Here is a 13234-nt window from a genome sequence, read left to right on the forward strand (position 1 = left end):
GGGCGCGAAGGTCCGTCACGGCCTCCCGGCGTATCGCCGACCCAAGTACCCAGTACCATCGGTACCGTGAACCTACCGGATTGGCGTGAACGACCGGCTCAGACGTATTTCGGTCCGGCTTCCTGGGAGGCCCGCGTACTGGCGGTGGCCGCCGCGATCTTTTTGCGCACCTCGATCGCAGCGCTGACGCTGATCGGTCTGGTCGTCAACCGGTTCTGGCCGGCCGCACTGCAACGGGCCCGGCTGGACCTCATCGACCAGCCGCTGCGCTACATTCGCGCGCTGCCGGGGACCGAGGTGACACCGCTGCGGCTGACCGACTGCCCGGCGGAGTGGGTCGTGGCCCCCAGCGCCCGCGACTCGGACCGGGCGATCGTGTACTTCCACGGTTCGGCGCTGGTGACCCTCGGCCTCAACTCGCACCGCCGCTTCGCCAGCAAGCTCTCCGAAGCCACCGGCGCGAAGGTGTTCAACGTCGGCTACCGGCTGGCGCCGCTGGCCGGCATCGACGAGGCCGTTGCGGACGGGCTGTGCGCCTACCGGCACGTGCTGGAGGCTGGATTCACCGCGGATCGCATTGTGGTGGCCGGGGATTCTGCGGGCGGCCTGATGGCGGTCAACACCGCGCTCGCCGCACGTGACGCCGGGCTACCGGCGCCCGCCGGTCAGGTGCTGATGTCACCGCTGACCTCGGCGGACATGGAGATCAAGCGCCAGGCCGCGCGCACCCACCGCGACCCGTTCTTTCCGTTCATGGCGTTCATGTTCATCTACCGGGTGTTCGCCACGGTGAACGGCACCCGCGAGCTGCCGGTGATGCCGCCCGAAGCCGAGCTGCGCGGACTGGGACCGTTCCTGCTGCAGGTCGGCAACGACGAGATGCTGCGCAACGACGCCTTTGTGCTGGCCGACAAACTCAGCGCCGCCGGTGTGCCGAACTGGGTTCAGATCTGGGATCGCGCTTTGCACATGTTCCAGCTCACCTTCGACGTCAACCCCGACGCTCGCCAGGCGGTCGAAGAGATCGCCGACTTCGTCGGCTACATCACCGGCTGCGCACAGCCCGGGTCACGGTGGGCCGACCCCGAAAGCGCCTGAACGACGGTTTCTAGGCCTCGCCCGCCAACAGGGTGAGCAGCAGCGGAATGCGGTTGGCGTCGATCTCCGGCTGCGACAGGACCGCGCCGACGATCGCCGCCCCGTCGAAGGTATTGGTCAGCAGCGCAACCACGTTCGGGAATACCTCCGGCGGAAAGGCGTCGGCGGCGGGCAGCGCCCTGGCGGTGTCGCAGATCTTGTCGCCGTATTCGGCCAGCACGTCGCGCAGCACCGCGCGCAGCTTGTCGTCGGTGCGCGCGGCGATCAGCAGTTCGTAGAGCACCGCGTTGGTGGAGTTCGTAGTCAGGTCACGCAGCACCGACAGCACCGCTTCCAGTGCGGGCACCTCCGCGGGGATCTGCGCCACCTGCTTGTCGAACTGCTCGAGCTGACGCCGCAGCACCTCTTGTGCGGTGGCCGCCATGAAGTCGCCCATGGTGGCGAAATGCCGAAACAACGCCCCGTCGGAGACCCCGGCCCGCGCCGCGATCACCTTGGCCGACGCCCGGGCGTAGCCGATCTCGGCGATGGTGGCGATGCTGGCGTCGAGTAGGCCGGCGACAGTGGCTTCCCGACGCTGTTGCTGGGTTCTGGCCACGCGCTACACCGCTTGCAACTCAGATGATCCGGCGCGCAGGAAACGGCCCGACTTCACCGTCTGGCCGTAGCCGTCGCAGAACTTCCCGCTGCGGAACACCACGGCCCCACCCACGCCGGTCGCCACGACGGCGTCGTCGTTGCGGTTGACCATGCGGCTCAAGTCCCCGTAGAACGGCACCTTCTCCTCGTGGTAGGCGTCCACGGCGTCGGTCAGGCCCGCCGGGTCGATCACCACGAAGTCGGCACGGTCGCCTTGCCGCAAGGTTCCGGCGTCGAAGCCGAACCAGTCTGCGACTTCCGACGTCAGCCGGTACACGGCCCGCTCGATGCTCATGAAGGGCCGCCCGGCCGCCTCGGCGTCGCGGACGCGCTTGAGCAGGCGCAACGAGAAGTTGTAGAAGGCCATGTTGCGCAGGTGCGCGCCGGCGTCGGAGAAGCCCATGTGGATCACCGGATCGTTGGCCAGCTTGTCCAGCTGCTTGGGCCGGTGGTTGGCCACCACGGTGGTCCAGCGAACGTTGCGTTCGCCGTTGTCCACCAGCACATCCAGGAACGCGTCGAGGGGGTGCAGTCCGCGCTCGTCGGCGATCTGGCCGAAGCTCTTGCCGATCAGGCCGGCGTCCGGGCATTCGACGATCACGGCGTCGTGGAAGTCCCGGTGCCACAAGCTCGGTCCGAGCTTCTTGCGGTCGAACGCCTTGCGGAACCGGCGGCGGTAGTCGGTGTCGGCCAGCAACTCGTTGCGCTCCAGCTGATCGCGCAGGTGCAGTGCGGCGGTCCCCGCGCCGAACTCCTCGAACACCGGCAGATCGATTCCATCGGAATACAACTCGAAGGGCACCGGCAGGTGCTGGAATCGGACGCTGGAGCCCAGCACCGCGTTGAGCAGCCGGGCACCGGGACCGAAGACGCGGACCGCGCCCGGTGCCGACTTGGCGTCCGCAGAGACCAGCAGGCTCATCCGCACGCCGCGTCGCCGCCCGAACATCCCACTGCTGGCCAGGAAGAAGTTCAATGCCGTCAACGGGTTTCGGACGTCGGGTGCGCTCTGCAGCATCCGGCCGCGCTTGCGCAGCACCTTGATCAAGCGCCGGCGCTCGCGCCAGGTGGCGAAGGTCGACGGCAGCGCCCGGGAACGGAACCGGTCGCCGTCGAGCTTGTCGATCGGCGCGTCCATCCCCGACATTCCCAGCAGCCCGGCTTGCAGCCCGTCGTCGAGCAGGGCAGCCATCTTCTCCAGCTCGGCATCGGTGGGCACCACACCCTCGGTGGTGGCGCGGTCCAGGCCGAGCACCGCGGTCCGCAGATCCGAATGTCCAAGCATGGAGCCGACGTTGGGCCCCAGGGGCAATTCCTCGAGGGCGCGAACGTACTCGGCGGGCGTCGACCAGGTCTTCTTGGACTGCAGCGCGTCCAGCACGAACTTGCGCGGGACCGCCTCGACCCGGCTGAACAGGTCGGCGGCGTCCTCGGATTCGGCGTACACCGTCGACAGCGAGCAGTTGCCCAGCAGGACCGTGGTGACGCCGTGCCGCACCGACTCCCGCAGACCCGGGTCCAGCAGCACCTCGGCGTCGTAGTGGGTGTGCACGTCGATGAAGCCCGGCACCACCCACTTGCCGGCCGCGTCGATCACCTCTGGGCAGCCGGTCTCGTCCAGCTCCCCCGCGACGACGTCGGCGACCAGACCGCCGCGGATGCCCAGGGTGCGAACTTGGGGGACGTTGCCCAGCCCGTCGAACCACAGTCCGTTACGAATGATCACGTCATAGGCCACGACGTCTCCCCACTTCGAAGTTGAGATAGATAGTGAGCGCCTACAATCTTTCTGTCAAGGGTCAGCGGTCGACCGGTGCCCCCCTCGCGCAGCAGCTGTCACTCTAATCACTTGCGCCAGAGCAGTTTTGGCTGTGGATAAGTTCGGCGACCTGTCGGACGGCGCAGTTACTATTAGCACATGCGTTCGAATAGCCGTGAAGAGGTCGTCGAAGTCTTCGACGCGCTCTCGGCTGACCTGGATCGGGCGCTGGATCTGGACTTCGAGGCGCTGACACCGCGGGAATGCCTGGCACTGCTGCAGCGCTGCGAGAAGCTGCGGCGCAGGCTGCCCGCCCTGGAACATCCGATGGTCAACCGGGTGGCCGGCACCGAGCCCGCCGAACTCGGCGGCAAGCCCCGTTGGGTGCTCGCCGACGAACTCCACATCACCCGGGGTGAGGCCGGCCACCGCATCACCGACGCCGCCGAACTCGGAGCCCGCCGCAGCCTCACCGGCCAACCGCTGGAACCGGCGCTGCCCGCGGTGTCAGCCGCTCAACGCGCCGGCCAGATCAGCGCCGCGCACATCTCGGTGATCCGGTCCTTCTTCCACTACCTGCCCGACACCATCGATTCCGGAACCCTGACCCAGGCCGAACGCCACCTCACCGAGCTGGCCACCGCCTACCGGCCCGAGGACCTGACCAAACTCGCCCAACGCCTCGCCGACTACCTGCACCCCGACGGCAACTACACCGATGAACAGCGGGCCCGCCGCCGCGGGCTGACCCTCGGGCCGCAAGACCGCGACGGCATGAGCCCCATCACCGGCCACCTCGACCCCCAAGCCCGCGCCACCCTCGACGCCGTCCTGGCCCGCTGGGCCGCCCCCGGCATGTGCAATCCGAACGACCCCGCTCCCTGTGTGAAAGGCACCCCCAGCCAAGCCGCCATCGACGCCGACACCCGCAGCGCCGCACAACGCAACCACGACGCCCTGACCGCCATGGGCCGAGCCCTGCTCGCCTCCGGAGAACTGGGTCAACACAACGGATTGCCGGCCACCCTCATCGTCTCCACCACCCTTGCCGACCTGGAATCCGGCACCGGCAAAGCCCACACCGGCGGCGGCACCTGGCTGCCGATGTCGGATGTGGTGGCCATGGCCTCCCATGCCCACCACTACCTGCGCATCTACCACGGCGCCCAAGAACTCGGGCTGTTTCACACCAAACGCCTGGCCACACCGGGCCAGCGCATTGTTTTGCACGCCAAAGAGCGCGGCTGTTCCCACCCCGGCTGCCCGGTACCGGGATACCTCTGCGAAGTCCACCACGACACCGACTACGCCACCACCGGCCGCACCCACATCGACGAACTCACCCTGCGCTGCGGCCCCCACCACCGACTGAGCACCTCAAGCGGCTGGAAAACCCGCAAACGCCACGACGGCACCACCCAAACCCTGCCCCCACCGCACCTCGACCGCGGCCAACCCCGGACCAACCACTACCACCACCCCGAAAAACTGCTGGGCGACAACGATTCCGGTACCGGGGACGACGAGGGTCCCTAGCCGGGTCTAGTGCGCGAAGTGCCGCGCCCCGGTCAGATACAGGGTGATGCCCGCCTCGGCGGCCGCCGCGGTCACCTCGTCGTCGCGCACCGAGCCGCCCGGGTGCACGATCGCCTTGACCCCGGCCGCGGTCAGTGTCTGCAGCCCGTCGGGGAACGGGAAGAACGCGTCGGAGGCTGCGACCGCACCGGCCACCCGGTCACCGCCGCGCTCCACCGCCAACCGGGCCGCGTCGACCCGGTTGACCTGTCCCATGCCCACGCCGATGGTGGCTCCATCGCCCGCGACGACGATCGCGTTGGACTTCACCGCGCGGCAGGCCCGCCAGGCGAAGACCAAGTCGGCCAGCGTGGCCGGGTCAGCGGGCGATCCGGTGGCCAGCGTCCAGTTCACCGGGTTGTCGCCGGAGGCGTCGAGGCTGTCGCGGCTCTGCATCAGCAGCCCGCCGCTGATCTGGCGCCACTCCGTGCCGCCGCGCAGCGGCTCGGAGGCCAACAGCACGCGAATGTTCTTCTTGCGGGACAGGATTTCCACGGCACCCGGCTCGTAAGCCGGCGCGACGATCACCTCGGTGAAGATGGTGCTGACGTACTCGGCCATCTCCACGCTGACCGTGGTGTTGGCGGCGATCACCCCGCCGAACGCGCTCAGCGGGTCGCACTCGTGGGCCTTGCGGTGCGCGTCGGCCACCGAGATCGCCGAGATCGCGATGCCGCACGGATTGGCGTGTTTGATGATGGCCACGCACGTCTCTTCGTGATCGAACGCGGCCCGCCACGCTGCGTCGGCATCGGTGAAGTTGTTGTAGGACATCTCTTTGCCGTGCAGCTGCTCCGCCTGGGCCAGGCCCGGCCAGGCGCCGCCGTCACAGTAGAGAGCGGCCTGCTGGTGCGGGTTCTCGCCGTAGCGCAGCTGCGCGGAGCGGCGGTAGGTGCGCGCGAACCATTCCGGCAGGTCCTGCTGCGGCTCCTCGGGCGCCAGCGTCGCGGTCATCCAGCCGGCAACCGCGACGTCGTATTCGGCGGTGTGCCGAAACGCCAATGCCGCCAGTCGCTTGCGTTGGGCAAGCGTGAATCCGCCGGCGTTGACCGCGGCCAGTACGCCGTCGTAGCCCAGCGGATCGACCACCACAGCCACGCTCGGGTGGTTCTTGGCCGCCGCCCGGATCATCGAGGGACCCCCGATGTCGATCTGCTCGACGCACTCGTCTTCACCGGCCCCGGACGCGACTGTCTCGCTGAAGGGGTAGAGGTTGACCACCACCAGCTCGAACGCGGCGATCTCCAGGTCCGCGAGCGCCGCGGCGTGCTCGGGCTTGCGCAGGTCGGCGAGCAGACCGGCGTGCACCCGCGGGTGCAGCGTCTTGACTCGACCGTCGAGCACCTCCGGGAAACCGGTCACCTGCTCAACCGGCGTTACCGGAATACCCTTGGCCGCAATCGACTTGGCTGTCGATCCGGTGGAGACGATATCCACGCCGGCGGCGTGCAGGCCGGCGGCCAGCTCGACCAGTCCAGTCTTGTCGTAGACGCTGATCAACGCCCGACGAATCGGTCGCTTGCCGTCGGTCATCCTAGGGTTGCCTTTCGTCCGTTCCAGGTCACGCCACCGGTCGCCAAGGCGGCCAGCACGTCCACCAGGAGCTTGCGCTCCACTGTTTTGATGCGTTCATGCAGGGTGTCTTCGTCGTCGTCGTCGAGCACGGCGACGGGCTCCTGGGCCAGCACCGGCCCGGTGTCGGTTCCGGCGTCCACCAGATGCACGGTGCAGCCGGTGACCTTGACCCCGTAGGCCAGTGCGTCGGGCACGGCATGCGCACCCGGGAACGCCGGCAGCAGCGCCGGATGGGTGTTGACGGTGCGCCCCAGAAACCGGGACAGGAAGTGTGATCCGAGGATCTTCATGAATCCGGCCGACACCACCAGATCGGGGCTGTGCGCCGCGGTGGCCTCCGCCAGGGCCAGGTCCCAGGCCGCCCGGTTGGGATAGTCCCCCATCCGCACGGTGAACACCGGCAGACCGGCCGCCTCGGCGACTTCCACCGCCCGGCAGTCCCGGTCGGTGCCGACGGCGACCACCCGCGCGGGGTAGTCGGCCACCGCAGCGGCCAGCAACGACTCGAGCAGCGACCCGGTGCCCGACGCCAGCACCACCAGCCGGGCGGGGACGCTGGGAGCCACATGGATCGGTTGCACGTTGACTGAGCCTAATGGTTGCACCGCCCTGCCGTGACGGCCCCGCCCCGCACCCGCGGCGGCGGTGGGGACCGGTGCGTTTCGTCCCGCCCCGACCCCGATCCCTGGCCTCAGAGTCGCTACTGGGCCTGCCGGCGGGCGACCCGCAGTGCGGCTGCCACACCGTCCGTCCAGATCTCGGTCAGGTCCCAGGTCACCTCGGGATGGCCGATCGGCTGGACGGCCTTGGCGAGCTTGCTCACCCGGCCATATGCCAGCTCCTGAAAGTCGGGGTCGTCCAACTCCGGGAACTCGGCGTACTCACTGCAGAACCCCGCGGCCGCCAGCTCGTCGTAGAGGGCCCCCGCCAGGTCATCGGCCAGGCCGAGGGTCCCGGCCGGCGCCTCGCTCATCGTCAACCCGGTCTCCACCCCGTCCAACCAGATCGCCGCGACGACGTCGAGCACCGGCTCATGGCTCGGCGGCACAATCAGCCCGGCCAGCATCTGCGCTCGGGCACCGGCCAGCATGCGCAGGCTGTGCTGCCCGGTGCTGCTCGGGAGGTTCGCCTCGGCGGGTGGCGTACTGACGACGTCGGTCATGTCGGCCCCTGGCTGGTGGTGGGACGGGCAGCACCATCCATCCGATCAGCCGGCGGCCCCATATATAAGGGACCGAGGTCCTCTTTTTAGGGGTCGTATCCGTCGTCGTCGGTGAACATCAGGTCTTCCGGGTCTTCCAGCGGCCCGGGCGGCTCGGTCGGCGCATGGGCCTGGACCCTGCGCGACGGCTTCGGGGCCGGCGGCCAATTCACCTCGACGTCCTGCGCCACCTGCTCCGGGGCGAACTCCGGTTCGAAGTCGGCGTCGAACATCTCCTCGGGCTCGAAGAGTTCCCCGGGCGGACCGGGATCCTCGGCAGCCGGCTCCGGGTCCGGTGCGGCGACTGGACCGCCCGGTTCGGCGGCCGGCCCGGCGGGGCGTACCGGGGCCGGCGGCAACACTCGCTGCGGGGCCACCACCGTGTCGGCCCGGACGCCACCGATCATCACCACCGTCAGCGCACCGATCGCGGCGAACCATCCGAACACCGACGGCCCGAAGGTCAGCTGATCCACCCCGACGTCACCGAAGTTGCCCAGCGGTCCCCCACCGGCAAAGCCGAGCAGCGCCATCACCACCGCCGCAATCAGGGCCGCTGCGGCCACCTTGGCCAGCGCCGGGCCCAGCGGCAGCGGCCGGCGGGCGCACTGCTGCCCGACGGCCACCCCGGAGGCGGCCGCGATGATGAGCAGCGCCACCCACGCCGGCCCCAGGGGAGGCGTGGGCGCTGCGGCCAGGATGGGCAGTGCCGGAATGTCGCCACCCAGCACGGTGAAGGCGCTGAACATCGCGGGCCCGATGTGCGCGCTGGAGCCGACCGCCATCGCGGTCGCGCCGACCAACACGTTGGGCACGTACAGCACCGCCAGCAGGGTCAGACTGAGCTGACCGAACACCGAATCGGTGATCGCGTAGAGCTCGTCCATGGTGCCCCAGTGCCAGATCAGCGAGAGCACTGTCACCGCCCCGGCAAGGCCGAACAGCGCCAGCAAGCCGGCTACCGCGGCCCGCACCGAGTCCGCCAGCCAATCCGGAAGACGCAATTCCACCAGCGCCCGCCGGCCCACCCGGGTCCCCACACCGAGCGCCGCGCCGATCGCGTGCACGCCGAGAACGTGGGCGAAGGCGCCCAGCGCATTCGGGGTCTGCAGTTCGGTGATGACCGACGCCGCGTCGTGGATGATCGCCAGCGAGACGGCCGCGATCAGCAGTGGGCCCCCCAGCGCCGATGCCACGATCCAGCGGATGACGAACCACGAGGCGCCCGGGGCAGTCGCCTGCGCCGTGGTGCGCGCGGTTCCGGCCACCATCAGCAGCACCGGCATCAGCGGCAGCACGCCCAGTTCCCGGCCGCCGATGGAGATCGGCACCTGATGCACGCCCAGCCACATGCTGGCGATGGCGCCCGACGCGCCGGTCATGTCGCTGTTCGCGATCAGCAACTGCAGCAGCGTCACCGCTGCGATGACCGTCAACGCCACCACCGACGGGCCGAAGGCGACCCGCAACAGGTCGCGCGTCGGGTTGGAGCCGGGTTTGCCGCCGATCACCGAAGTCACGCTACGAGCACGATCAACTCGGCGCGCGGGAGGTGACTAGGGCTGCGACGGCCCCGACGAGGCGGAGCCGCCGCCCTGCGACTGCTGGCCGCCCGTCGAACTCTGACCCGAACCGGACGCGCTCTGGCCGCCGGTGGAGGAGCTCGCCGAACCGCCGGTCGAAGGCGAGTTGTAGGACGGGAATCCGGTTGGCGGGGTGGGCGGCCCGTGCTGCGCGGACTGCTGGCCGCCGGCGTTGAACGGACCGGACGACGGCGCCTGCTGCGCGCCGAAGCCGCCGCTGCCGGGCGCCGACGGGTAACCGCCGCCGTAGGACGGGTAGCCGGACTGCTGCGGAGCCTGCTGGGTCTGGGGACCCTGATGGCCGTAGCCCTGCTGCTGGCCCGGCTGGCCGTAGTAGCTGCCGCCGGGCGGCAGCCCGTACTGGGCGTAGGGGTCGTACTTGGGGCGCGGTGTCGGCGCGGTCACCACACCGGCTTCCAGCAACAGCACCCCGGTCGCGGCGGCGGCCTGCAGGACGCTGAAGACCAGGATCAGCCACAGCCCCCAGCCGATGGTGTAGCTGCCGCTGGCCTCGGCGATGGTCGAGATGGCCAGCAGGGCGCCCAATGCCGCGACCACGGCCACCACCGCGGTGAAGTTCTTCGCCTTGGGCAGCAAGGCCACCCCGGCCAGCAGCGCGGCCAGCACGGCCAGGGGCACCGTGTTGCCGGCATCGCTGAGGACCAGCGGGTAGTCGACGTCGGTGATGGTCACTATCGGCCCGAAGTTCGCCAGGTAGACACCCAGCCCCAACACCACCACCGCGATCTGGAGATACTGCGGCAATCTGCTCTCCTCCCCGCCCGTCTTGGCGAACGACGGGGTCGCCGGCCCGTAGGGGCCGGACGGTTGAGAAGGCTGGAATCCGGGAGTCCCGGGCGAGTAGGTCATGACCTCTCCTGTGCTTGTGGGCAGGACGCTTCTGGGCGGTGCGGCGCGCTTCGACCATCCACGCTAGCGCACTTGGGGGTTTTCCCGGTGGCTCAACGCCGTGCGATACCGACCCCCCCATTGCCCGGGAAACAGGAACACGTTCTAATCACGGATATGGATTACGGGCTCGTACTGTTCACCAGTGACCGCGGAATCGCCCCGGCAGCGGCCGCCAAACTCGCCGACGATCACGGCTTCACCACCTTCTATGTGCCGGAGCACACGCACATTCCGGTGAAGCGGCAAGCCGCTCACCCGACCACCGGGGACGAGTCGCTGCCCGATGACCGCTACATGCGCACCTTGGACCCGTGGGTCAGCTTGGGCGCCGCGAGTGCGGTGACGTCGCGAGTCCGGTTGTCTACCGCGGTGGCGCTGCCGGTCGAGCATGATCCGATCACGCTGGCGAAATCCATCGCCACGCTGGATCACCTGTCCGGAGGCCGTGTCAGTCTCGGTGTCGGATTCGGCTGGAACACCGATGAATTGGCCGATCATGGCGTGCCGCCCGGGCGGCGGCGCACCATGCTGCGGGAGTACCTGGAGGCCATGCGGGCCTTGTGGACGCAGGAGGAGGCGTCCTACGAGGGCGAATTCGTGAACTTCGGCGCGAGCTGGGCCTGGCCCAAGCCGGTGCAGTCGCACGTTCCGGTGCTCGTGGGTGCCGCCGGAACGGAGAAGAATTTCAAGTGGATCGCGCGCAGCGCCGACGGCTGGATCACCACGCCGCGTGACTTCGACATCGACGCGCCCGTGAAGCTGCTGCAGGACACCTGGGCCGCGGCCGGCCGTGACGGAGCGCCGCAGATCGTGGCGCTGGACTTCAAGCCGGTGCCCGAGAAGTTGGCGCACTGGGCCGAGTTGGGTGTCACCGAAACGCTGTTCGGCTTGCCGGACAAGTCCGAGGCGGAGGTGGCGGCTTACGTCGAGCGGCTGGCCGCGAAGCTGGGGCTCAGCGGCTGACCTCAGCGCAGGGAGCAGCGGTTGCCGTAGTCGAAGGCGTGCACGGTCACCGCGGCACCCAGCGGATCGCCGTCGGACAACAGGGCCACCAGGTCTTCGTCTTCGGTCGTCGCCAGGAACCGGCTGCCGTCGCCGTCCAGGCGGCCGATGATGATCCCGGTGCGGGTCTCCCAGTCGTAGCGAACGCTGTAGGTCTCGATGGTGGCCGGGCCTTCGGCTCGCTCGACGACGGGGACCGTCGGCGCGGCATCGATCTGGGCCTGCAATTGCGCGCTGCGGTCCGGCGTCCACGGCACCGCGGTGGTCGAGTACACCCCGGCCGCGTACTTGCTCATCATGCCGCCGTTGGCGCCCACATAGGCGAATTGCCCTGGGGCGCTGCGGGCGAAGGCGACGGCCTCGGCGATCGCGTGCATCGAATAGTTGTTGCCGGCGCCGCCGAAGAAGGGTAGGCCGCCGGTCAGGGTCAGGCCGCGTGGGTCGTCGGCGGACAGACCGAAGGCGTCGCACATGGCGAAGACCGGCACCGGGAAGCAGCTGTAGAGGTCCATGGCCGCCACGTCGTCGAAGCCGATGCCCGCCATCTCCAGCGCCTCGGTGGTGGCCGTCACCGCCGCCGGGTAGGCGCCCAGATCAGCGCGATCCAGCAGACGCTGCGAACGCAGCGCGGCATGCCCGTGCAAGTACACCCAGCGGTCTTCGGGAACACCCAGGCGCTGGGCGGCCTCCACCGACATCAGCAGCACCGCGGCGCCCTGGTTGACCTGGTCGCGCGCCACCAGCAGCCGCGGGTAGGGGTCGCAAATCATCCGGTTCTCGGCGCTGACGGTGACCAGTTGCTCGACCGAACGCTCCACCGGCGAAGCCGAGAACGGGTTCTTGGCGGCGATCTTGGTCATCGGGGCGAACAGCTCCGCCATGGTTTGCAGATAGTCGGACTTGCTCAGGCCCAACCGCGCACGCCGGGCGTTCTCCAACAGGCCGTACTGAACCGTCGCCCCGGTCAGTCCGTGGATGACGGTGTAGCGCTCGACGAACTCCTCCAGGCCGTAGCCGCGGTCCTCGAGCTGCCCGTCGATGGTCTCGCTGAAATCCGGCTTGTCGTCTGCCTTGGCGAAGTGACGCAGGGTCGACGTCGCGTCGGATCCGCACAGCAGCACCACGTCGCAGGCGCCCGCCGCGATCTCGCCGCCGAATTCGGTGAGCAACGCCTGGGGCCCTTGACCGCCCACCTTGTCCAGAACCGCTCGTGCCGGTTCGGCATCGATCAGGCGCGCGACCGACCGCGGAAAGTTGTTCGACTTCCCCAGCGGGGCAGGGATGTTCGGGATCGAGATCTCGAACTGCCGGGTGGCCACCACAGTGTCGATGGCCGAGGCAACCTCCCCCGCACCCGCACCGCAGTCCTGCAGTGCGGCCTGCGCGGCGGCGGCCGCCAGCTGCACCGGCGACATCGCACGGTAGCCGGGGTCGTCAAGGCGCTCAGCGGCCTGGCCGACACCCACCACGACGGGAGTGCGCGGATCGATACTCATGTACTCACCTCATTACGGCGAGCAGACGCAGAATCGCACCGCAAGCCCTGCTTGCGTGCGATTCTGCGTCTGCTCACTGCCAAAAACGGCTACAGGCTCTCGAGGATCTGCCGAGCCAGCGCGGCGGTGGCCGACGGCGTCTTGCCCACCTTCACCCCGGCGGCCTCCAGCGCTTCCTGCTTGGCGGCCGCGGTGCCCGACGAGCCCGACACGATGGCACCGGCGTGGCCCATGGTCTTGCCCTCCGGCGCGGTGAAGCCCGCCACGTAGCCGACGACCGGCTTGGTGACGTTGGCCTTGATGTAGTCGGCGGCCCGCTCCTCGGCATCGCCGCCGATCTCACCGATCATCACGATGACCTTGGTGTCGGGGTCTGCCTGTCTCTTATACACAT

General features: G+C 69.1%; 11 protein-coding genes and 1 pseudogene. 3 read left to right on the forward strand and 9 right to left on the reverse strand.

The genetic code is table 11. The features are described 5' to 3' along the window. Positions 1-66: 66 nt before the first annotated feature. Positions 67-1098, forward strand: a complete 1032-nt coding sequence (locus LI92_RS08710; RefSeq protein ID WP_046318112.1) for an alpha/beta hydrolase — start codon at positions 67-69, stop codon at positions 1096-1098. A 10-nt stretch (positions 1099-1108) separates the two neighbouring features. Here the strand turns inward: LI92_RS08710 and LI92_RS08715 are convergent, their stop codons facing one another. Beyond that, positions 1109-1696, reverse strand: coding sequence for a TetR/AcrR family transcriptional regulator (locus tag LI92_RS08715; RefSeq protein ID WP_046318114.1), 588 nt, complete (start codon positions 1694-1696; stop codon positions 1109-1111). Between the two features lie 3 nt (positions 1697-1699). After that, on the reverse strand, positions 1700-3502 hold the full coding sequence (locus LI92_RS08720) for an N-acyl-D-amino-acid deacylase family protein (RefSeq protein WP_192830008.1): 1803 nt from the start codon (positions 3500-3502) through the stop codon (positions 1700-1702). A gap of 153 nt (positions 3503-3655) precedes the next feature. Between LI92_RS08720 and LI92_RS08725 the strand changes: the two genes are divergently transcribed. Further along, positions 3656-5032, forward strand: coding sequence for an HNH endonuclease signature motif containing protein (locus LI92_RS08725; protein ID WP_046318119.1), 1377 nt, complete (start codon positions 3656-3658; stop codon positions 5030-5032). Positions 5033-5038: 6 nt separating this feature from the next. Here the strand turns inward: LI92_RS08725 and purH are convergent, their stop codons facing one another. The 5 genes from purH to LI92_RS08750 all read right to left on the reverse strand — a co-directional run bounded on the left by purH (position 5039) and on the right by LI92_RS08750 (position 10300). Beyond that, the gene (gene purH / locus LI92_RS08730; protein WP_046318121.1) at positions 5039-6604 is read right to left on the reverse strand and encodes a bifunctional phosphoribosylaminoimidazolecarboxamide formyltransferase/IMP cyclohydrolase; all 1566 of its coding nucleotides are present in this window, start codon (positions 6602-6604) and stop codon (positions 5039-5041) included. Then, positions 6601-7227, reverse strand: coding sequence for a phosphoribosylglycinamide formyltransferase (gene purN / locus LI92_RS08735; RefSeq protein ID WP_046318124.1), 627 nt, complete (start codon positions 7225-7227; stop codon positions 6601-6603). Before purN ends, purH begins: the two co-directional genes overlap by 4 nt. A 119-nt stretch (positions 7228-7346) precedes the next feature. Then, positions 7347-7808 carry a hypothetical protein gene (locus LI92_RS24315; protein ID WP_286134960.1) on the reverse strand — a complete coding sequence of 154 codons (462 nt, stop codon included), beginning with the start codon at positions 7806-7808 and terminating at the stop codon, positions 7347-7349. 86 nt (positions 7809-7894) lie between these two features. Beyond that, a complete protein-coding gene (locus tag LI92_RS08745) occupies positions 7895-9358 on the reverse strand; it encodes a cell division protein PerM (RefSeq protein ID WP_046318149.1) in 1464 nt (487 codons plus the stop codon). A gap of 45 nt (positions 9359-9403) precedes the next feature. Then, positions 9404-10300 carry a DUF5336 domain-containing protein gene (locus tag LI92_RS08750; RefSeq protein ID WP_046318125.1) on the reverse strand — a complete coding sequence of 299 codons (897 nt, stop codon included), beginning with the start codon at positions 10298-10300 and terminating at the stop codon, positions 9404-9406. A gap of 156 nt (positions 10301-10456) precedes the next feature. Between LI92_RS08750 and LI92_RS08755 the strand changes: the two genes are divergently transcribed. Continuing rightward, positions 10457-11305 carry an LLM class F420-dependent oxidoreductase gene (locus LI92_RS08755; RefSeq protein WP_046318128.1) on the forward strand — a complete coding sequence of 283 codons (849 nt, stop codon included), beginning with the start codon at positions 10457-10459 and terminating at the stop codon, positions 11303-11305. A 2-nt stretch (positions 11306-11307) separates the two neighbouring features. Here the strand turns inward: LI92_RS08755 and LI92_RS08760 are convergent, their stop codons facing one another. Then, on the reverse strand, positions 11308-12840 hold the full coding sequence (locus tag LI92_RS08760; protein WP_046318130.1) for an acetyl-CoA acetyltransferase: 1533 nt from the start codon (positions 12838-12840) through the stop codon (positions 11308-11310). An 89-nt stretch (positions 12841-12929) separates the two neighbouring features. Further along, positions 12930-13234, reverse strand: a pseudogene (locus LI92_RS08765) (succinate--CoA ligase subunit alpha); the annotation flags it as partial.

The sequence above is a fragment of the Mycobacterium sp. UM_Kg1 genome (assembly GCF_000972925.1).
Lineage (GTDB): Bacteria > Actinomycetota > Actinomycetes > Mycobacteriales > Mycobacteriaceae > Mycobacterium > Mycobacterium hiberniae.